Origin of the sequence: Rhizobium leguminosarum, from assembly GCF_001679785.1 — a bacterium.
Taxonomy (GTDB): Bacteria; Pseudomonadota; Alphaproteobacteria; order Rhizobiales; family Rhizobiaceae; genus Rhizobium; species Rhizobium leguminosarum_R.
Genome location: NZ_CP016287.1, coordinates 547,463 through 568,443, shown reverse-complemented (window position 1 = coordinate 568,443; position 20,981 = coordinate 547,463). Strand labels below are relative to the sequence as shown.

At 60.1% G+C, this 20,981-nt stretch carries 20 protein-coding genes; 14 read left to right on the top strand and 6 right to left on the bottom strand.

The features are described from left to right. Positions 1-100 precede the first annotated feature (100 nt). From BA011_RS27135 to BA011_RS27110, 6 genes are read left to right on the top strand one after another with little or no spacing between them, the layout of a single operon-like run. Positions 101-985, top strand: coding sequence for a dihydrodipicolinate synthase family protein (locus tag BA011_RS27135; RefSeq protein ID WP_065283067.1), 885 nt, complete (start codon positions 101-103; stop codon positions 983-985). 7 nt (positions 986-992) lie between these two features. Further along, entirely contained in the window at positions 993-1,670 is a 678-nt protein-coding gene (locus BA011_RS27130) for a GntR family transcriptional regulator (RefSeq protein ID WP_186806597.1), read from the top strand. A gap of 55 nt (positions 1,671-1,725) precedes the next feature. Next, a complete protein-coding gene (locus BA011_RS27125; RefSeq protein WP_065283065.1) occupies positions 1,726-3,054 on the top strand; it encodes an ABC transporter substrate-binding protein in 1,329 nt (442 codons plus the stop codon). Then, a complete protein-coding gene (locus BA011_RS27120; protein ID WP_011648808.1) occupies positions 3,054-3,992 on the top strand; it encodes a carbohydrate ABC transporter permease in 939 nt (312 codons plus the stop codon). The genes BA011_RS27125 and BA011_RS27120 overlap by 1 nt, the downstream gene beginning before the upstream one ends. Next, positions 3,992-4,807, top strand: coding sequence for a carbohydrate ABC transporter permease (locus BA011_RS27115; RefSeq protein WP_017956614.1), 816 nt, complete (start codon positions 3,992-3,994; stop codon positions 4,805-4,807). The genes BA011_RS27120 and BA011_RS27115 overlap by 1 nt, the downstream gene beginning before the upstream one ends. Positions 4,808-4,825: 18 nt before the next feature. Further along, entirely contained in the window at positions 4,826-5,806 is a 981-nt protein-coding gene (locus BA011_RS27110; protein ID WP_065283064.1) for a sugar kinase, read from the top strand. Between the two features lie 25 nt (positions 5,807-5,831). On the opposite strand, the gene BA011_RS27105 is transcribed toward BA011_RS27110, so the two are convergent. From BA011_RS27105 to BA011_RS27095, 3 genes are all read right to left on the bottom strand, one after another. Continuing rightward, positions 5,832-6,677, bottom strand: coding sequence for a carbohydrate ABC transporter permease (locus BA011_RS27105; protein WP_065283063.1), 846 nt, complete (start codon positions 6,675-6,677; stop codon positions 5,832-5,834). A gap of 3 nt (positions 6,678-6,680) precedes the next feature. Then, positions 6,681-7,619: a carbohydrate ABC transporter permease gene (locus BA011_RS27100; protein WP_065283062.1), complete on the bottom strand. Its 939-nt coding sequence runs from the start codon at positions 7,617-7,619 to the stop codon at positions 6,681-6,683. Between the two features lie 88 nt (positions 7,620-7,707). Further along, a complete protein-coding gene (locus BA011_RS27095; RefSeq protein WP_065283061.1) occupies positions 7,708-8,955 on the bottom strand; it encodes an ABC transporter substrate-binding protein in 1,248 nt (415 codons plus the stop codon). 572 nt (positions 8,956-9,527) lie between these two features. Between BA011_RS27095 and BA011_RS27090 the strand changes: the two genes are divergently transcribed. Beyond that, a complete protein-coding gene (locus tag BA011_RS27090) occupies positions 9,528-10,562 on the top strand; it encodes a LacI family DNA-binding transcriptional regulator (RefSeq protein ID WP_065283060.1) in 1,035 nt (344 codons plus the stop codon). 20 nt (positions 10,563-10,582) lie between these two features. Here BA011_RS27090 and BA011_RS27085 read toward each other — a convergent pair whose 3' ends face one another. Together BA011_RS27085 and BA011_RS27080 are read right to left on the bottom strand one after the other, a co-directional pair. After that, positions 10,583-11,518, bottom strand: coding sequence for an alpha/beta hydrolase (locus tag BA011_RS27085; protein WP_065283059.1), 936 nt, complete (start codon positions 11,516-11,518; stop codon positions 10,583-10,585). Continuing rightward, positions 11,515-12,663 carry a Gfo/Idh/MocA family protein gene (locus tag BA011_RS27080; protein ID WP_065283058.1) on the bottom strand — a complete coding sequence of 383 codons (1,149 nt, stop codon included), beginning with the start codon at positions 12,661-12,663 and terminating at the stop codon, positions 11,515-11,517. Before BA011_RS27080 ends, BA011_RS27085 begins: the two co-directional genes overlap by 4 nt. A gap of 281 nt (positions 12,664-12,944) precedes the next feature. Here BA011_RS27080 and BA011_RS27075 point away from each other — a divergent pair, with 281 nt between their 5' ends. Further along, positions 12,945-13,763 (top strand): sugar phosphate isomerase/epimerase family protein, encoded by an 819-nt coding sequence (locus BA011_RS27075; protein ID WP_065283057.1) that lies wholly within the window; start codon positions 12,945-12,947, stop codon positions 13,761-13,763. Between the two features lie 92 nt (positions 13,764-13,855). Here the strand turns inward: BA011_RS27075 and BA011_RS27070 are convergent, their stop codons facing one another. Further along, a complete protein-coding gene (locus tag BA011_RS27070) occupies positions 13,856-14,617 on the bottom strand; it encodes a DeoR/GlpR family DNA-binding transcription regulator (protein ID WP_065283056.1) in 762 nt (253 codons plus the stop codon). Between the two features lie 273 nt (positions 14,618-14,890). Between BA011_RS27070 and BA011_RS27065 the strand changes: the two genes are divergently transcribed. From BA011_RS27065 to BA011_RS27040, 6 genes are all read left to right on the top strand, one after another. Then, on the top strand, positions 14,891-15,691 hold the full coding sequence (locus BA011_RS27065; RefSeq protein ID WP_003562561.1) for a class I fructose-bisphosphate aldolase: 801 nt from the start codon (positions 14,891-14,893) through the stop codon (positions 15,689-15,691). A 3-nt stretch (positions 15,692-15,694) separates the two neighbouring features. Further along, positions 15,695-16,636 (top strand): PfkB family carbohydrate kinase, encoded by a 942-nt coding sequence (locus tag BA011_RS27060; protein WP_065283055.1) that lies wholly within the window; start codon positions 15,695-15,697, stop codon positions 16,634-16,636. 337 nt (positions 16,637-16,973) lie between these two features. Continuing rightward, the gene (locus BA011_RS27055) at positions 16,974-18,119 is read left to right on the top strand and encodes an ABC transporter ATP-binding protein (RefSeq protein ID WP_065283054.1); all 1,146 of its coding nucleotides are present in this window, start codon (positions 16,974-16,976) and stop codon (positions 18,117-18,119) included. A 133-nt stretch (positions 18,120-18,252) separates the two neighbouring features. Then, positions 18,253-19,329, top strand: a complete 1,077-nt coding sequence (locus BA011_RS27050; protein WP_065283053.1) for a Gfo/Idh/MocA family protein — start codon at positions 18,253-18,255, stop codon at positions 19,327-19,329. Beyond that, a complete protein-coding gene (locus BA011_RS27045) occupies positions 19,329-20,174 on the top strand; it encodes a sugar phosphate isomerase/epimerase family protein (RefSeq protein WP_065283052.1) in 846 nt (281 codons plus the stop codon). The genes BA011_RS27050 and BA011_RS27045 overlap by 1 nt, the downstream gene beginning before the upstream one ends. Further along, complete coding sequence (locus BA011_RS27040; protein ID WP_065283051.1) at positions 20,171-20,980, top strand: alpha/beta fold hydrolase; 810 nt, start codon at positions 20,171-20,173, stop codon at positions 20,978-20,980. The genes BA011_RS27045 and BA011_RS27040 overlap by 4 nt, the downstream gene beginning before the upstream one ends. Position 20,981 lies beyond the last annotated feature (1 nt).

Sequence of the window (20,981 nt, the reverse complement as noted above, 5' to 3'; positions counted from 1 at the left end):
ACTGCCTCGATATTCGTTCAGCGAGGCAGTGCGCAATCACCTCTTTACATCTAACATGTTAGTTTGCTACATCTGATCCATTCTTTGGGAGGAAGCATATTTGACACAAAAATTCGGGCTCTCGGTCGCTCTCGCCACACCGTTCGACAGCAACGGCGATATCGCGATTGAGGCGATGGCCGAACAGGCACGCAGAAGCCTCGCTGCGGGGTGCTCGAGTGTGACCCTGTTCGGGACGACGGGTGAAGGCTCTTCCATCGGCACTCGGGAACGTGAGCGTGTTCTCGCTTCCTTGCTCGATAGTGGGATAGCCGCAAAGCAGATCATCGTCGGTGTGCTGGTCGACGCGGCCGAGGATGCGGCGATGCAGGCCGGCCATGCGCTTTCCAAGGGAGCCCGCAATATCCTTCTTGCTCCTCCTTCCTACTTCAAGAACGTCAGTGATGACGGCGTCTTCCAGTGGTTTTCTGCTGTCTTCGCCATCCTGGGCGACAAGGCGCGAGACATTATCGTCTACAACATCCCCTCGGTCACCATGGTTCCGCTGACTGTTTCGCTGATCGGCCGGCTGCGGACCGCCTTTCCCAAGGTGGTTACAGGCGTCAAGGACTCCTCCGGCGACTGGCCTTTTACCGAAACGCTGCTGAAGGCGCATGGCGATCTCGTCATCCTGGTGGGCGACGAGCGTCACCTGGCGAAGGGCGTGCGGCTTGGCGGCCAGGGTGCGATCTCCGGCATGGCGAATTTCGTACCCCGCGAAGTCAAGCTGATGGCGGAGGAAGGCAAGGACGATCCTCGCATCGAGGATTTTGTGGCCGAACTGCTGAAATTTCCGGTGACTGCCGCCGTGAAAGCGATGGTCGCTCACCTGACGTCGGATAAAATCTGGCTTGCGGTTCGTCCGCCACTCGTCTCAATATCGGCAGAAGGGCAGGCGCAACTCTTTCTTGCCTTCGACACTCTTTTCCGCTCGAAAGCGGCATAGGCCGGAGATGTTTCTGGGAGAGGCGATGGGCGGAACCGATGAGCAGCCGACACTGCGGGAAAAGGCGTATGAAAGCTTCACACGCCATCTTCTTGCGCGTGACGTGCGCCCCGGCCAGTTCGTTTCGCAGCGTCGCCTCGTCGAGTTGACGGGGCTGACGCTTGGCGCTATCCGCGAACTCATCCCGAGGCTCGAAGCCGAAGGGCTGATCAAGACGGTGCCCCAGCGGGGTTTGCAGATCGCTCATATCGACCTGAACCTCATTCGTGAGGCGTTCCAGCTGCGCGTCTTCCTGGAGAAGGAAGCGGTCGCGCTTTTCACCTGCTCTGCGTCTGACGAGACGGTCGCCAAGCTTTTGAAGCAGCATCGGGATATCGCCGACGCCATTCGAAATGGCGATGGATCGCACGAATTGGAAGTGCACGCGCAGGCTGTCGATTGGGGCATGCACGATGCCTTTATCGATGCTTTGGGAAATACCATCATCTCGAACGCTTACCGGGTGAACTCGATCAAGATGCGCCTGATCAGTCAGGACCGTTTTCGCATCGATGGTCACGTCGGACCTGTCATGGTTGAGCACCTGAAGGTGCTCGAGGCGATCGAACGACGATCGGCGGAGGACGCCGTCAACAGCCTTGTCGCACATATCAATCATGCAAGAGATCGTGCGCTCAGGATATAATCGGAAATAAATAGCCGGGGGTGAGGAGATCGCCGGCAAAAGGAGGAGGAATCACATGTCATCGTTTTTGAACCCGACGAGGCGCGGCTTTCTGGCAGGTACGGCCGCTTTTGGCGCCAGCAGCATGCTCGGCGTGCGGTTGGCATCGGCTGCCGTTGATTGGAAGCGCTTTTCCGGTACGACGCTGGAAGTCAACCTGGTGAAGAGCCCGCGCAGCGAAATACTTCTGAAGTACTTGTCCGAATTCGAGGAGCTCACCGGCATTAAGGTCAATGCCGAAGCGACGCCCGAACAACAGCAGCGTCAGAAGACGACCATCGAGCTGAGCTCCGGCAAGCCGAGCTTCGATGTCGTGCACATGAGCTACCATGTCCAGAAGCGGCAGTTCGAAAAGGGCGGCTGGCTTGCCGATATCGGCGGTTTTCTCAAGGACCCCTCTCTGACCGATCCGTCTTTGGTTGAAAGCGATTTCGCCGAAGCCGGCCTGACTTTTGCCAGAGACCCGGATGGCATTCTGCGTTCGCTTCCATTCTCGGTCGATTACTGGATCATCTACTGGAACAAGACGCTGTTCGAGAAGAAGGGGCTCTCCTACCCGACGACGTTCGAAGAACTCGCCAGCGCTGCGGAGGCGCTCACCGATCCTTCCACCAACACCTACGGCTTCGTCGCCCGCGGCCTGAAGAACGCCAATACGCCGGTCTGGACGTCGCTGCTGCTTGGGTATGGTTCGAGCCCGCTCGGTCCGGATGGCAAGCTGCGCACGACATCGCAAGAAGCGATCGATGCAGCCAAGCTCTATCAAAGACTGATGACCAAGACCGCCCCTCCCGGCGTCTCCGGCTTCAACTGGGCCGAGGCGCAGTCGGCCTTCCTGCAGGGAAAGATCGGCATGTGGCTGGACGGCGTCGGTTTTGCACCGCCGATCGAGAATCCGGAAAAGTCGCGCGTCGTCGGTCAGGTCGGTTACGGCATCATGCCGAAAGGTCCGAAGGTACAAGCCGCAGGCACCTTTGGCGACGGCCTTGGCGTCGTCGCGGCAAGCCAGAAGAAGGAAGCCGGGTACCTCTTCTGCCAATGGGCAATTTCGCATGAAATGGGCGCACGTCTGCTGCAGGCCGGCGCTGGCGTTCCTTTCCGGCAGTCCGTCCTCGAGGATGCGAAGGTCCGCGAAGGCGTCAAGATGCCAGGCGCCTGGCTTGATGCCGTGGTCGGTTCCGGCAAGATCTCGCAGCTCGCGCTGCCGGTCATCATTCCGGTCACCGAGTTCCGCGATGTCTATGGTGTCGGTCTCACCAACATGATCGGCGGCGCCGATCCCGAAACCGAGCTGAAGGCAGCGACGGCACAGTTCGAGCCCGTCCTGGCGAAAAGCGAAGGATAATGGCCTCGACAAGCATCGAAACGGCCGCAGTGGCCAAGACGTCGAAAGGAAGGAGCAAACCGGATCGGTTTGCTCCCAACTACTGGCCTTTCGTTATCCCGGCGCTCATCGTCATTGCGGCCGTCATCGTTTTTCCATGGGTGTTTACCCTTTGGATGAGCGTCAACAGCTGGACGCTTGGCCAGTCTCAGGTCTTTGCGGGACTGGACAACTATGCGCGCCTGGTCGTGGACATGCGCTTCTGGGATTCGCTGTGGCATACGGTGCTCTATACGACGCTCTCCGTCGTGGTCCCCCTTTTCCTAGGGACGCTCGCCGCGCTGATCTTCGATGCTCAATTTCCGTTACGCGGTCTTATCCGCGGCATATTCGTGATGCCGATGATGGCCACACCCGTCGCCATCGCACTGGTCTGGACGATGATGTACCATCCGCAGCTCGGCGTCCTCAACTATCTCCTTTCCTTCATCGGCATCGGCCCGCAGGAGTGGATCTATAATCAGAGCAGCGTCATCCCGTCGCTGGTGCTGGTCGAGACCTGGCAGTGGACGCCGCTTATCATGCTGATCGTGCTCGGCGGTCTGGCGGCGGTTCCGCGTGAGCCCTATGAAAGTGCTGAAATCGACGGCGCCAATGTCTGGCAGAAATTCCGCTATCTGACGCTGCCAATGATCGCGCCGTTCCTGATGATTGCCGTGATCATCCGCAGCATCGATGCGGTGAAGAGTTTCGACATCATCTATGCCATGACCCAAGGCGGTCCCGGCACGGCGTCGGAGACAATAAACATCTATCTCTACAACACCGCTTTCGCTTACTACGATATCGGCTATGGCTCGGCGATGGCGGTTGTCTTCTTCATCCTCATCGTCCTGCTCTCCTTCGTCCTTATGATGCTCCGGCAGCGTGTGAACTGGTCCGACGGGGAGGCACGCTGATGAAGCGCAAGACGCTCGATCGCATCGGACTGCTGTTTGTTGCCCTGGTGATGATCTCGCCGGTCGTCCTGTTCTTCCTCTGGATGATCTCGCTGTCGCTGAAATATGAGATCGACAACGGCGCCTATCCGCCGATCTTCATTCCGGAACGCTTCGCCTGGTCGAACTATCTGAAGGTCTTCCAGGAGAACAATTTCTTTCTTTATCTCTGGAATTCGGTGCTGGTGACGGGTGCGGCCACGCTTCTGGCGCTGTTGATCGGCGTGCCGGCCGGATATGGCATCGCGCGCCTGAAGGCCGAGAAGTCTGCCATGGTTATCATGATCGCGCGCATGACGCCCGGCCTTTCCTTCCTGATACCGCTCTTCCTGCTATTCCAGTGGCTGAACCTGCTCGGCACGCTCCTGCCGCAGATCATCATCCATCTCGTCGTCACCGTGCCGATCGTCGTGTGGATCATGATCGGTTATTTCGAGACGACGCCGATGGAGCTGGAAGAGGCTGCAAGCATCGACGGCGCAACACCGTGGCAGGTTTTCCGCCTGGTCGCCTTGCCGATCGCCAGGCCGGGCATCGTCGTCGCCTTCATCCTGTCAGTCATCTTCTCGTGGAATAACTTCGTCTTCGGCATCGTGCTCGCCAGCCGCGAGACGCGCACGCTTCCTGTCGCGGTCTATAACATGCTGTCTTTCGAACAGGTCAGTTGGGGTCCGCTCGCCGCAGCCGCATTGATCGTCACCTTGCCCGTGCTGATCTTGACGGTGTTTGCGCAACGGCAGATCGTGGCGGGCCTGACGGCCGGAGCCGTCAAGTGAGCGGGTGAGACAACGGTTTTGACGACTTCTTCTGCCTTCGAACCGCCTCCCGATCCGGCGCGCCGCGTTTTGTGTGTCGGCGCGGCGGTTATGGATACCCTGTTTCGGGTGCGCTCGCTGCCCACCGGCCAGGGCAAAATACTGCCCTACGACATGCTGCAGATCGCCGAGGGCATGGCGTCGAGCGCCGCCTTTGCGGTCGTCCGGCTGGGCGGCAACGCCAGCCTCTGGGGCGCTGTCGGTAACGATGCCACCGGCGAACGCATCATTGCCGACCTCAGCGAGAGCGGCATAGACACGAGCGGCATGCTGCGCGTGGACGGCGCCCGCTCGGCCGTCTCGACCATTCTCGTCGATGATCAGGGCGAGCGCCTGATTGTGCCTTTCTACGATGCGGGCCTGTACGAGACGCTCAAGCCGGTCACAAGAGAGGACGTTTCTTCTTTCGATGCGGTGCTGGTCGACGTCCGGTGGCCGAAGCTCGCATTGCGGACGCTGTTGGCGGCCCGAGAGGCGGACAGGCCGGCCATTCTCGATGGCGACGTCGCAGGCGAGGGCGTAATCGAGATGCTTGCACCGGCGGCGAGCCACATCGTCTTCTCGCAGCCGGCGGCCGAGCGGCTTGCCGGAACGGCCGAGCTGCTGAACGTCGTCGGCCTTCTGAAACGAAAGTTCGAGCATGCCTTCATCAGCGTCACGGCTGGCGAAAACGGCTCTTTCTGGTTCGATGACCGAACCGGCGAAATCGTCCATCTTGCCGCTCCGAAGGTGAGGGCGATCGATACGCTCGCAGCCGGCGATATTTTTCATGGCGCTTTCGCGCTGGCCGTCGCAGAAGGCTTGCCGATCGACGAGACGATGCGCGTGTCATCCATCGCAGCGGCGCTCAAATGCAAGGTGTTCGGCGGTCGTACCGGCGCGCCAACCAGGGCCGAGGTCGGCGGTGCCCTGCGGGATTGGGACGTCGGCGTTTGCCGCAGCACTCTGCTCTCGCTATGAGTTTCGAAACGCGATCAGCGCTCCATCAGCTTTTGACCGAGCCGGCGGTCATGCCTGCCAGGAAGTAGCGCTGAGCAACCAGGTAAAGGACCAGAAGGGGAAGGGAACCGAGCACGCTCATCGCCATCATTTCGTTCCATTCGAAAGCGTGCTGGCCCATCAGAAGCTGGATGCCGATCGGCACGGTTCTGAGGTCCATCGATTTTGTCAGCGTCAGCGCGAAGAGGAATTCGTTCCAGGCCAGCAGGAAGGTGTAGACCGCGGTGGCGACGATCCCGGGGATCGAAACGGGAACGATGACGCGCCAGAGCGCCGTCCAGCTTGAGCCGCCGTCGACAAGGACGGCCTCATCCAACTCTTTCGGCAAGGTGTTGAGATAGCCTGTCATCAGCAGGACGGCGTAAGGCAGAGTGAAGACCATGTAGGTGAGGATCAGCGCCAGATAGGTATCGAAGATCCTGAAGGCGACCACCATTCCGAAATAGGGGATGAGAAGGGTGATTGGCGGAACGGTCTGGGTGCTGATGATGAAGATGTTCAAGGTGTTCTTGAACCGGAATGAATAGCGGCTGAAGCCGTAGGCGGTCACGATCGCGACAACCAGGGTCAGGGCGGTGACGACGCCGGCGACGAAATAACTGTTGATGAAGAACCGCACTTTCACTGGATCGTTGAAGATCGTCAGATAGGCGGCCACCGTAAAATCATCCGGCAGCAGCCGTGGCGGAAGGGCGAAGATTTCGGTATTCGATTTCAGCGAACTGAAAAACATCCACACGATCGGAAAGGCCGAAAAGACCAGGCCGATCGCCAGGCCGAGATAGGTCAGGATGGTCGGCAATACCGAGCTCTTGAAGGAACGCTTTGCCATGGATCACCTGCGCTGCTGGTGTTTGATGTAGAAGTAGGTGACGCTCATCGAGATGATGAGAATGATCATCGCGCTCGCCGAAGCCAGCGAGAATTCGTACTGGGAGAAGGCGAGCTTGTAGGTGAAGGTGGAGAGCACTTCCGTCGAATAGATCGGGCCGCCGCCCGTCGTCATCCATACGAGTGGAAAAACCTGCATCGTCCAGATGAAATCGAGGAGCGCGATGCTGATGATGATCGGCATCAGCTGCGGAATGGTGATGTACCAGAACTTTTGGATTTCGTTCGCGCCATCGATGCCGGCTGCCTCGTAAAGCTCCTTCGAAATGCCCTGGAGGCCGGCGAGCAGGCTGACCATGTAGAGCGGATAGCCTGCCCAGATGTTTGCGAAGGTCAAAGCGTGGATGGCCGTGCGCGTCGAGGAGAACCACTCGACCTTGAAGTTGATGATATGGAGCGCCATCAGCACGCTGTTGACGACGCCGTTCGGGTCGAGCAGCAGGCGCCAGATGATGGCGATGATGACGGCCGTGAACAGCCAGGGCAGGATGAAGAGCACGCGCAGGATGCTGCGAATGAGCGGATCGACGCGGTTGGTGTTCAACAGCAGCGCGAAGGCCAGGCCGATGATGAAGTGGAAGATGACGCTCATGATCGTGAAATAAAGCGTCTGCACGACCGACTGCCAGAAGACCGGATTCTCGAAGATGGTCATATAATTCTGGAGGCCCGCGAAGGCAGCGTCCTTTTTCATGATGGCGCCGTCCATCAGTGAATATTTGAAGACCATCACCATGGGAAACAGCATCAGCAGGACAAGCAGCAGGGTCGCCGGCGAAACGTAGAAATACGGCACCAGCTTCCTCAAGGTGCTATAACGAAGCCATCTTTTTCTTCGCGCTTTGGCTTGCGCAGCGACCAGAGCCGTAGCCGAATGATTCATGAGCTGTGACTTTCTATTCTGTCGAAATTTGACGACTTGCACCGGCAGCGCCTGGTTGCGCTGCCGGTGATCCGTGAAAGCGACGTGCTTAGAACTTCGCCAGCCAAGCCTTCTCGGTATTGGCAGCTGCCTCCTTGGCTGACTGCCCGCCGTCGAACATCTTCTGAACTTCGACGTTCATGTCGCGCATCAGCTCTTCGGCAACCGGAAGGCCGACGAACTCGTTCGCAGGATAACCGCTCTGGAAGATTTTGAAGGCTTCCGCGAAGATCGGGTCCGAGGCCACGAAGTCCGGCTTGGCATGGACGTTGCCGGGGAAGGCATTGGCAATCGAGACGAGACGGCCATTGACGTCAGGGCTCATCAGGTATTCGACGAGCTTCCAGGCTTCTTCCTTGTGCTGGCTGCCCTCGCTGATGCCGATACCCCAGGATGCGTAGGGCATGCCGCGCTTGCCGGTGTAGCCGTCAATGGCCGGCAAGGCGGAGATGCCGAAATTGAGCTTCGGATTGCGTTCGCGGATGAGGTTCACATGGGCGAGGGAATCCACCATCATGCCGACGCGGCCATTGACGAATTCCTCGACCTTGTCCTGTTCCTTCTTGGCAAAAATGCCGGGAGAAATAACGCCTTCCTTGTTGAGGGAAGCGATATAGTCGAGCGTGCCGACCACGGCTTCATTTTCGAGGTCAGGCTTGCCGTCCTTCAGCATCGAGGCGCCGGAGGCCCAGACCCAGGACATGACGTCGTTCTGGATTCCGCTCGGAGACTGCAGCGATAGCGGCAGGACCCAGCCGTACTGGTTCTTCGAGGCGTCGGTCATTTTCTTCGCGGCTTCGGCAAATTCCGTGCGCGTGGCCGGCAGCTTGTCGACGCCGGCGGCCTTGGCGATATCCAGGTTGACGAAGACGGGGTAGACGAAGGATGCCAGCGGAAACATCACGCTCTTGCCATCGATCTTGACGATGTCGGTGATCTGGCTCTTGTCGTATTTCGCCTTGTCCATCAGTTCGTCCATGGAGGCGATTGCGCCCTGCTTGGAGAGCCCGTTTACCCACGCACCATCCAGGCCCACGACGTCGCTCAGCGTTCCGGAGGCTGCGCCGACGACGATCTGGTCACGCGTTGTGGCATAGGGACCGCTGACCAGCGTCACCTTGATGCCTGGGTTTTTGGCTTCGAAATCGTTCATGATGCCGCGCAGAGCGCCCGACGGCATTTCGGGTTCCCACCATTGAATGAACTCGATGGTGGTGTCGGCAAACGCCGATGTGGCGCAGAGCGCCCATACCGCCACGGCAGCCCGCATCGTCACGCCGAATTTTCTGATATTCATTTGTGCCTCCCAAAGATTGTCAGTTAATCGATCCTCCTCAAGATCGTAGGCAAAGTAGGTTCCCTGAAGCCCCTATCTGTCAATGAAGAACTGCGATCAGGAAAAGATGGGAGGCCAGCATTCACGGTGCGTGGTGCGGTAAATCATTGATAAAAAATCATAAAATCGATTGACATCATCAATGTTTTTCTGCAGCATTTGTATTGCTTGTGATGCATTTTTTCTTTACTTTCGTAAACAAATGAAAGTTTACCCAACAAAATGAAAAGCGTGGCACCCGGCTTCTTCACTGCAAATTTTCGAATTTGGGGCGCTGAAACAAGCACCTTTGCAACCACGCGGCGCAGACGGCGCAAGTCGCAGTGAAGGGATTATTTCGATTTTCGAAAGGGAGGGCAGGGCCCCCACCAAAAATGACGGATCACGCCGGCTTACGCGGTGACTTCGACGATTCAGGATACGAGGGGCATCCTGTACAAACTGCCGAATGCATGATTTGGCGCATCAGAGGATCGGCCGTTGAGTGAAATCGTTCCCGATCAGTTGTCGTCGTCCCGCCAGTAAGGAATTGAATGGCCAAGAAGAATTATAAATCGATGGACGACTTCGCGACTGCCGCCGGCGTATCGCGTCCGACCTTGTCGAAATATTTCGATGACCCCTCGCAGATCAAGGAGGTGACCCGCAAGCGTATCGAGGCGGCTCTCAAGAAGTCTCATTTCGAGCCGAACCTTTTCGCCCGACATCTCAATCGCAAGCGGACCAGGAATATCGGGATTCTGGTCCCGACCATGTCGGATCCCTTTTATGTGCAGGTCGTGTCGCTGATCGAGCTGGAGTTGCGCGAAAAGGGATTCTGGCCCGTCCAGATCTCTTCGCATACGCGGCCGGAGCTGGAGGCGGAGGCCGTGCGGACCTTGCTGTCGCTGAAGGTTGCAGGCGCGATCGTGGCGCCGCTCGGAGCCGGTTCACGCCGTTCCGCGCTGGAAAGACTAAGCGGCGCAATCCCCGTCGTCTGCTTCGACAACCCTGCCGGCGCTGACCTTCCCTATGTCGGAAACGATAACGCGCAAAGCATGGCAGCCATTGTGCAATATCTCTGCCGGTCCGGTGAGCCCCCGATATTCCTGGAGATTCCGCATTTGACCGAAAATGCCGGCGAACGGCAGGCGGGCTACCGCGCGACCATGGCGAGGGAAGGACATACTCCGCTGGTCATCGATTGCGACGCGCCGCCTTCCTGGGAATTCGAGCGTCTCGGATACGAGCAGATGCAGAGAATTCTTGCCAATGGCGGTCTTCCGGGCAAAACGCTGATATGCGCCAACGACCGCTTTGCTTTCGGCGCGATGGCAGCCGCATTCGCGTCGGGACTGAAAATCGGCCGGAACGACGCTTGCGACGTGCGCATCGCCGGACACGACGACCACCCGCTGAGCCGATATACCTGTCCGTCGCTGACGACGATGGCCCAGAACGCGCCGGAGATCGCCGCGAAGTCCGTGGAGCTTTTGCTGGCGCATATCGAGAGCGAGGATGATGGAACCACCCCTGCGACGAACAAGGTGATCCTCGAGGCAACGCTGGTTATGCGCGAGTCGGCTTGAGGCCGGCACGGGTTTCCGCGTTAACGGGCAAGCGCGGTGTCCATAGCGCGCCATCCCGTTGCGATGGCTTCGAGGGCCTCTTGCCCCTCCGGAATGGCCCGTCTCTTCGATACGAAGCCATGGATCTGTCCGGGCCAGATCCGGGTCGTTGCCTTCGCCTCGGCGCTGAGCCGCTCGGCATAAGCGGCCCCTTCGTCGAACAACACGTCGTATCCGGCAAGGATCACCAAGGCCGGCGCCACGCCCGCCAGCGACGCTACGTTAAGTGGCGAGGCTCGCCAGTCCGACCGGCTCGCGGCGTCCGGCAGGTAGTGGTCTCGGAACCATTTCATCGCGGCTGCCGTCAGGCCGAAACCCTCTTCGTAACGTGAGTAGCTGTCGGTTGTCTGCAACTGGTTGGTCACCGGATAGATCAGCACCTGTCCGATGACAGGCGGCACCTGTCCGTCCCGCGCCAGCAGGGCGACGACGGCGGCCAGATTGCCGCCGGCGCTATCGCCGGCGACGACGACCCGCAAGGGATCGATGCCGAGCGCATCAGCCTGCTCCGTCATCCAGACGAGTGTTGCGGCGCAGTCGTTGATGGGAGCAGGAAAGGGATGCTCCGGGGCCAGGCGATAGTCGGGCGAAACCACGACGGCGCCTGCCATATTGGCAAGCGTCCGGCAGATATCCTCATGGGTTTCCGGCGCGCCGATCACAAAGCCGCCGCCATGGAGATAAAGCAAGGCCGGCGCGCCCTGGCGCGGTGCAGCGCGGCCGCGCCATATCTTCAACCTGATTGCGCCTGCATGCCTTTCCAGGATCTCCACCACGTCTTCGAGCGGCCGTTGAATGGCTGCGAAACTATCCAGATATTGCTGCCGCGCCAGCGCCGGCGTGCAACTCTCGACCGGCGTTTCCGGATCGCCCGGCCATGCAAGCGCGCGTTTGGCGGATTCATCCAATTGTGTCATGCCAGCAAACTCCTCGCTTCGTCTTCCCGCAATTCCCTCGGCTGCGCGACGGTACCCGAAATGGTCTGCGGGGCACCGGTTTCGCCGGCACGCAGGATCGCTTCCATGACTTCGAGCACATGCAGTGCCAGATCGCCCGAAGCGCGCGGCTTACGGCCTTCGATGATTGCGCGTGCGAGATCCGCAAGACCAAGCATGCGATAGTTGGCACGATCCGGCGCTGTGATCGGCCAGTTGACGGCACCGAAGAGCTCGCCTGATGTATCCGTTTCCCGCCAGGGCGCGCCGCGGCCGGAGAGCGCGACGGAGCCGCCGAAATTGTCGGGGTCGGGCAGGCGCAGCGAGCCTTCGGTTCCGTGGAGCTCGATGGGATGGTTGGAGTGGCGGAAGACGTCCCAGGAGGTGCCGAAGGTGACTGTCGCACCGCACCCGAATTCCAGCAGCGACAGCACGCTGGTCGGCGTGCCGACCTTGAACGTGGTGCCCTGCTTCGGTCCCTCCGCCGTGATGAGCCGCTCTTCCTGCCCGCTTGTGGCGACGGCCTGCACACGGCGGATCGGCCCCATCAGATTGACCATCATCGTCAGATAATAGGGGCCCATATCCATCAGCGGGCCTGCGCCGGCCTGGTAATAGAAGCTGGGATCCGGATGCCAGTGCTCCATGCCGCGCCCCATCATGAAGGCTGTCCCGGTCACCGGCTTGCCGATGGCGTCGGCTTCCATCTGCCGCCGGGCATGGCGTCCGGCCGCGCCGAGGAACGTGTCTGGCGCCGAGCCGAGCATGAAGCCCTTTACGGCGGCGGCATCCACCAACCGGCGTCCTTCGGCGGCCGTGACGCCGAGCGGCTTCTCCGTGAAGACATGCTTGCCCGCCGACAGTGCCCGCATCGAAACGTCAAAATGCGCAGCCGGGATCGTCAGGTTGAGGATGAGGTCGATGTTCCTGTCGTCGATGAGGCTGTCGACGTCGGCCGCACGCAGATCGAACTCCGCTGCGCGGCGCTTGGCGGCGTCTGCGTTGAGGTCTGCACAGGCGATGATTTCGACGCCGCGAAACAGCGGCGCGTTGCGCATATAGGCGAGCGAAATGTTGCCGCATCCCACAACGCCGATCCTGAGTTTCATACCATTGGTCTGTGTCATCTAAGAACCTGAATTTGCCGTTGCGGGTGCGAAGGGTTGAGGGGGCGTTACATTTTAATCGCAAGGAATAAAATATATTGACGCACGGTAACATTTGACCTTACGTAATGGCAAGACGCTGGTGTCGCAATCCCCGCTGAAGAAGCCGCCGTTCCGCCTTCGGCCGCCTCTCCAGGCGGAAGAGGTTTGGCAAGGCCGGCGAAGCCCCTGAGGATTGCGCGCGCGGGGAAGCCGCCAGCTCCGGTATCGGCTGTCATCAACGAATAGGTCAGGACCGCGATATGAAAAATGCTGAGCTGCAGATCGGCTGCCAGACATTCACCTGGGAGATGCTGGGTACCGGTTGGGGCGGCGGTCCGGACGATCTGGTGCGCGCCGTCGCCGACGGTGGATATGCCGGCATCGAAATCACCGACACGATGATCGGTCACTACGCGCTCAAGCCTGCCGACTTTGCCCGCACCCTGACGGATGCCGGTTTGGCGCTGGTTTCTTTTGCCTTCGGCTCCGCCAGCGGCTTCACGGTGGCGGAAAAGATTGCCTCCGATCTCGACACGGCGCGTCGGTGGGTCGATTTCGCGGCGAACTTTCCCGGTGCGATGGTCTCGATGGGGTCGGCGACGGTCGTCTCGGATGGTCCGCGCGATGAGAAATTCTCCATCGCGGCCGAGTGCTACAATCGTGCGACCGAGATCGGACAGTCGACTGGCGTCACGGTAGCTGTCCATCCTTCTTCGCACCACAATACGCTGCTCTTCACGCGGGACGACTATGATCAGCTGTTTGCTCTCTTGGATCCGCAAGTGGGTTGGGTGCCGGATACCGGCCATATCCTGCGTGGGGGCCAGCAGATCGGCGATACGCTGGCGGCCCACCGGGACCGGATCCGCTACGTGCATCTGAAGGATGTTGACGCCGGTGGCACCTGGGCGATGCTCGGCGAAGGTGTCTGCGACGTGCCTGCCGTGATTTTGGCCGTTCGGGATGCGCCGAAGTTTATCGGCTGGATCATCGTGGAAGAAGAATCGGACCATGCCGGAACCGATCCTGCAGCCGCCGTTCGCGCGAACCGCGAGACGCTTCGACATCTCGGGTTTTAGCCCATCTCGTATTCCGTGGCGTCGGCCAAAGCTATCCGTCGACACCAAAGCCTCTCGTGTCTCTCTTGTAAATTGGAGAGGTGGACTGCGGGTCACGCGTAGCGAACCTCGACGCCCAGCTTGTCTAATCGGTGGCGGATGCCGTGCGGCATGTTGCTGTCCGTTATGATCAGGTCCACGCGCGACAGCGAGAAGGCTTTGGAGGAGGCGCCGATGTCAAATTTGCTCGAATCCGCCACGAGGACGACACGCCGGGCCATGCGAACCAGGTTACGCTTGGTCCGCGCTACGTCCTCGGAGACATCGACGACATCGAAGGCCTGATCGATCGCGTGGGCGCCGACAAAAGCCTGGTGGGCGACGAGGCCGCCGACCGCCTTGTCGGAATCCTGTACGATCGTGCTCACGGTGCTGGGAAATACGCGGCCGCCGATCATGTGCACGTCGAGCCCTGGACGGTACATCAGATGCTGGGCGATGTTCATCGCCGTTGTCGCAACCACGACGTTGCTGACCGGTGGCATCTGCATGGCCACCTGCAGCAGCGTCGAACCGCTGTCGAAGACAATCGACTGGTTATCGATGATCTGTCGCGCAGCCATCTGGGCGATGCGTCGCTTCGCATCGAAATTGCGCTGCATGCGTTCCTCGAAGGCCGCTGCCGGCGAGTCGGACGGCAGGGCGATTGCCCCGCCATGTGTTTTGATCAGCTGCTTCTTGGCGTCCATGATTTCAAGGTCGGAGCGGATCGTCACTTCCGAGACGTCGAAGAATTCCGCAAGCTGGCGGGTGCGTGCCTGGCCGACCCGTTGAAGTTCCAGCATGATCTGCTGCCGCCTCTGCTCTGCAAGCATATGTGATCCCGACCGCCGTTATTTGCAACAATGCGACTTGTGAAAAACGAAAGTTCGCCATCTCATTCCACAGCTCTTGCTGCAGAAATAGCCGTTCGAGGACAAGAATGCACGTCAAAAATTCATCATTCATGTAAAAACGAAAGAAATCGAAATATTGAATGTTTGTTTGTTTTCGAGTTAGGGTTTTTCCAGCATCGGTGCCGGCAATCGCAAGCCTGCAATCACAAAGCCTGCAATCACAAAGCCGGCAATCACAAAGGAAGTATCGCCATGGGTCTCGGAACTAAAATCCGCCTCGCACGCCTGTTCTCGAACCCCTCGGGTCATCTGTTCGGAGGCGCCGTCGATCATTTTGTCGGTTATGGCAATGTGCGTGAGGGCGGGCTTGCCGACCTGCCGGGTGCGCTGAGACGCGTCATGGCTGGAGGCCCAGACTACATCAGCATCCAGCCTGGCGCGGCGCGCCACCTCTGGTCGGAATATGCCGGAAAGGCAGCGCTGGTCATTCAGGGCGGTTGCTTCACCGCCGACGACCGTATTCGCCAGCTCATTGCGACCCCGGAGGACGCGGTGCGTTATGGTGCGGACGCTCTGGCTGTCGCCATTCCCGTGCGCGGCGCCACCGAAGGAGAGTATATCCGCTGGCTCACCGATACGGTCAACGCCGCTGCCCGCTTCGAGATGCCGGTCGTTGCCCACGTCTATCCCCGCGATTTCTCCGACGGCGGCAAGATCGTGTTCACCCCGGATGAAATCGCTTACGCCGTGCGCATCGGCTTCGAGGCCGGCGTCGACGTTATCAAGGTCGGCTACACCGGCGATTTCGAGTCCTTCCGCGAGACCGTTGCGACTTGCCCGATTCCGGTCGTGATCGCCGGCGGCCCGAAGACCGATACGCTGCTCGGCGCGCTCGTCCAGACGTCGGAAGCACTGCGCGCTGGGGCCAAAGGCGCGGTCGTCGGTCGCAACCTCTGGGGTCACGGCGATACGACCATGGCCGCACGCGCCTTCAAGTTCGTCATTCATAAGGGGATGACGCCGGAGGATGCGCTGGCGGCGGCCGGTGCTTGAGACGTGTCGCGCCCTTTCCAGGTTCTGGGCTTCGGCGCCCTGGCAATCGATGACATTATCTATGTCGATCGGGGGCTGACGGCCGGCAAGGGGAAGGTGACGAAGCGCGCCACGGACCATGGCGGCAACGTGGCGACGGCCCTTGTTGCCGTCGCCCGGCTCGGCGGGCGGGCCGGCTTCATCGGCTGGCTCGGCGATGAGCGGGCGGCCGACGTGGCGGGCAGCGAGCTCGAGCGGGACGGTGTCGACATATCGCTGGCTCCCCGCCACGCGGATGCAGCGCCGATCCGCTCTGTGATTACGGTCGGTCCCGACGGCGACCGGTTCATCGCTTACGACGACGATGTGCTGCACGGCACGTCGGAGGCGCTGCCCGACGACGTTTTGATGCAGGCGCCGGTACTGCTGATCGATGGCTATGCCACGCACTCCGAAAGTGCCGTGGCGCGCGCACGCGCTTTGGGCCTTGCCGTGATAGCCGATATCGAATGGACGGTCGGTGCCGCGACCGACCGCATCCTCGCTTTTGCCGATCATCTGGTGCTGCCGCTCGCCTTTGCGCAGGAGTACACCGGCGAGGATGATCCAACGATGATCCTGGACAAGCTCTGGTCCGGGGATCGATCCGCGGTTGTCCTGACTGACGGCGAAAGAGGGACTCACCTGCGCCAGAGGGGCGATATCACCCGGTGGCACTTGCCGGCCTATCAGGTTCAGGCGGTCGACACGACCGGCGCCGGGGATTGTTTTCACGGTGCTTATGCTCTTGCCCTCGCTAGGGGTAAGAGCCCGCTTGAGTGCACTGCCTATGCCACGGCGGCGGCCGCCATTTCCGTGACCGCTCGGGGAGGGCGCAGAGGCCTGCCGGATCACCAGACGTGCATGGCATGGATGGCGGCGGAGAATGCGCCTGCGCCGCTCCCGATGTCGGGATACCAAAAATGAGGCACGGCGACGGATGTCGGCGCCGGTCGGCCGACTGAGCAAAGCCTCGTGGGTGACGTGTCATTTATCGCATTGAGCGATCTCTCGACAGCTGTAATGCCGGGTCACAAAAGTTACGCGCGGTAAAAAATATAATCCCGCAATATAATATCAGTTCCCTTTAAAAGACCTATGTTTTTCAAAAGGATATAAAGAATGTCTTGTGATCCTCAGCGGATTGTCGTGGATTCTTTAGTTGACTTTGAAGCTCAGGCCTGAGCTTTCTTGTCGAAAGGATCGGAGACGGCGGGGAGCGCCGTTGGAAGATGTGATCCGGACTGGTACGGGAGGACGAGACGTGGCTGTGGTTGTACTCGACAAAATCTGCAAGACCTATGGAAACAGCTACCATGCGATCAAGGATCTGAGCCTGACGATCCATGATGGCGAGTTTCTGATTCTGGTCGGGCCGTCCGGATGCGGAAAATCGACCGCTCTGCGCATGATTGCCGGGCTCGAGGAAATCAGCAGCGGAACCTTGAGCATCGGCGGTCAGGACGTCGTGGATCTCGCGCCCAAGGACCGGGACATTGCCATGGTCTTTCAAAGCTACGCGCTTTATCCGCACATGACCGTTTTCGACAACATCGCTTTTTCGATGAAGCTGGCCGGAAAGAACAAGGCCGAACGCACCAAACGTGTCCATGAGATCGCCAAGATCCTGCAGCTGGAGCCCTTGCTGGGCAACAAGCCCGCGCAGCTCTCCGGCGGCCAGCGCCAGCGTGTTGCGATGGGCCGCGCCATGGTCCGCGAGCCCGCGGCGTTCCTCATGGACGAACCGCTCTCGAACCTCGATGCGAAGCTGCGTGTTCAGATGCGGGCAGAGATCGCAAGCCTGCAGAGACAGCTGGGCGTAACGACGATCTATGTGACGCACGACCAGACCGAAGCGCTGACCATGGGCGATCGAGTCGCGGTGCTGAAGGGCGGCGTGCTTCAGCAGGTGGATACGCCCAAGGCTCTGTATCACCGCCCGGTCAATGCGTTTGTCGCGGGCTTTATCGGTTCGCCGTCGATGAACCTTTTCGAAGGGCGTATGGCGAGCGGGCGCATCCATCTGTCGGGCTTCTCCATTCCCTTGTCCGACGGCGCCTTCGAGCGTGCTCCCGGTCTATCCGCTTTCGAGGGTAAGGACGTGATCTTTGGGGTCAGGCCGGAGGACCTCTACGACAGCCGGTTGCCGTCCGGAGCCTCCCATCCGACGATCCCGGTTGTCGTGAAGTCGATCGAGGAGCTCGGCTCCGAGTTGATCGTGCATTTGAAGATCGACGCGGTCCGGATCGACTCGGGCGATCCCGATGCCGTCGAGGACCTGAGCGGGGCCGCCAACGCCGTCGCGCGGTTCGAAGCGGTCAGCGCGGTCGAGACAGGCCAATCGATCGATCTAGCCATCGACCCGGCGAAACTCCACTTTTTCAATCCTCAAACACATATGGCGCTGTGAAGTGACGAGGGAGAGCCGACACGCCGGTGGCGGTCCGGCCAGAAGAGGTCGGCGACGTTCGATGTCTTGAAAGCATTCCATCCGACGCCGAAACCAGCATTCATCTTCAATATCCGATCCAAAGGGCTTATCGATGCCAGCAAAACAGGAACGACGTCTCCGCATCGGCGTATTGGGAGCGGGCCAGATTGCCCAGGCCGCGCATTTCGAGAGCTGCACCAAGGCAGTCAATGCCGACCTCTATGCAATTTGCGACGTTGCCGAGGATCTCCGCGAACGTATGGCCATCACCCACGGGGCGGAAAAAACCTATGGCGACTACGATAAGATGCTGGCCGATCCCGACCTCGATGCCGTGGTCATCGCGACGGCCGATGCCTTTCATGTCCCGGCTTCTCTTCGCGCCCTTCAGGCGGGCAAACATGTCCTTTGCGAAAAACCGGTCGGCGTCACCATCGAGGAATGCCTTGAACTGAAGGCCGCAGTCGACAAGTCTGGAAAGGTGTTTCAGGTCGGGCACATGAAGCGTTTCGACGCAGGGCTCCAAGCTGCCAAATCCTTCATCCGCGATGAAATGGGCGAGATGGTCGCTCTCAAAGCATGGTATTGCGACAGCACGCACCGCTATCCGATGACCGATGCGGTCCAGCCTCTGATCGTCGCCAGCGCCAATGCGAAGAAACCCTCCACCAATCCGAAGGCCGACCTGCGGCGCTACTATATGCTTGCGCACGGTTGCCATCTGATCGACACGGCACGGTATTTCGCCGGCGACATCGTTTCCGTCAACGCTCGTCTGTCAGAGCGAGCCGGTATCTGGTGCTGGTTCGTGGACGTGGAATTTGCCTCAGGCACGCTCGGCCATCTCGATCTCACCGTCCAGGTGCGCATGGACTGGCACGAAGGCTTTCAGATCTACGGCAAGAACGGCAGCATTTTGGGCAAGACCTATAACCCATGGTACTACAAGACCAGCGAGGTGGACATTTTCCGGGAAGCGGATGGAGCCACCCATCGCGTTCTCGGTGCTGACGGCCATTTCTACCGCCGTCAGGTCGAAGGCTTCGCCCGCACTATTCTGGATGGCGCAGTGATGGAAGGCGCCGACATCGATGATGGCCTGGCATCCGTCCAGGCCATGGTCGCGGTTGCGCGCTCCGTCGAAAGCGGCAAGGCGGTTGCGCTGGCCGACGTCACGGGTGGCGTGTGATGAAGCTCGGCATCTTTGCAAAGACCTTCGAGGGAACGGAACCCTTGACCGTTCTCAATGCGGCCGCCGCAGCCGGGTTCACCTGCGCACAATACAATATGGCTTGCTCAGGCCTTCCGCCGATGCCGGAGACGATTACCGAAGCCCAGGCCCGCTCAGTTGCCGAAGCGGCGCGCGAGAGCGGCGTCGAGATCGTTGCCGTTTCCGGCACCTTCAACATGATCCATCCGGACCCCGCCGTGCGCGAGGCCGGCCTTCGCAGACTGGCAACGCTGGCCGAGCGCTGCGCCGGCATGTCGACGGCTCTGATCACGCTCTGCACCGGCACACGCGACCCCATCGATCAGTGGAAGGCGCATGCCGACAACGACACGCCGGAGGCCTGGCGGGATCTCCTCGACGCCATGGGCGCGGCCATTGAGATCGCCGAACGCTACGAGGTTGATCTCGGCATCGAGCCCGAGCTTGCCAATGTCGTCAACTCTGCCGAGAAAGCCTATCGGCTGATCGCGGCACTGAAGAGCCCCCGCCTCAAGATCGTGCTTGATCCGGCCAATCTCTTCGAGGTCGCGACGTTGGATGAGCAGCGGAGCATTGTCTCTTACGCCATCGAGCTTCTGGCCGATCGGATCGTCATGGCGCATGCGAAAGATCGCAATCCGGACGGCAGTTTCGCGACCGCCGGCAAGGGCGTCCTCGACTACGCGCATTATCTCGGCCGTCTCGAGGCGATCGGCTTCAAGGGCAGTCTCGTCACGCATGGCCTTTCGGCTTCGGAGGCGCCCGGTGTGGCAACCTTCCTGAAGAATAGCCTCGACGGTAATTCTGCGGGGGCTGGCAGATGAGACGGGCGCAACCGTTCGAAACCAGCGACGGGGCCATTCTCAATGTGGATGTGGCGGGCGAGGGCGCGTCCATAATCTTCCAGCACGGCCTATGCGGCGACGCGGCGCAGACCGATGAGGTCTTTCCGCTCGACGCAGGTTTTCGCCGGGTCACGATCGAAGCGCGCGGGCACGGCCATTCTCAAGCCGGCAAACTGGAGCAGCTGTCGATCGCGACCTTCTGCGATGATATCGCCGCCTATATCGAAAAAAACCTTATGCCGCCGATCGTGATCGGCGGCATCTCGATGGGCGCGGCGATCGCTTTACGTCTCGCGGTCAAGCGACCAGATCTTGTCAAGGCTCTGATCATCGCAAAGCCGGCTTGGCTGACGGCATCCGCGCCGGAGAATATGGCACCCAACGCCGAAGTCGGGCATCTTTTGAAAACTCTGCCGCCGGATGAGGCAAAGACCGCCTTCCTTGCCGGGCCGGTTGGCGTGCGGCTCGCCGCCGAGGCGCCGGACAATCTGGCCTCGCTCGCCGGCTTTTTCTCCCGCTCTCCTTTGGATGTGACCGCCGAACTGCTCACCAGGATTTCCAATGATGGTCCCGATGTGACCGACGAGGAGGTCGGCAATCTCACCGTGCCGACGCTGGTTATCGGCCATGATCGCGACAGCATTCATCCTTTCGCCTACGCGCATGCTCTTGCCGAGCAGATTGCCGGCGCGCGTTTCGTACAGATCACATCGAAGACCGAGAGCCGTCCGCAATACGTCGCCGACTTCCGGCTTGCCATGGGCAATTTTCTGAAGGAGCTCTGAA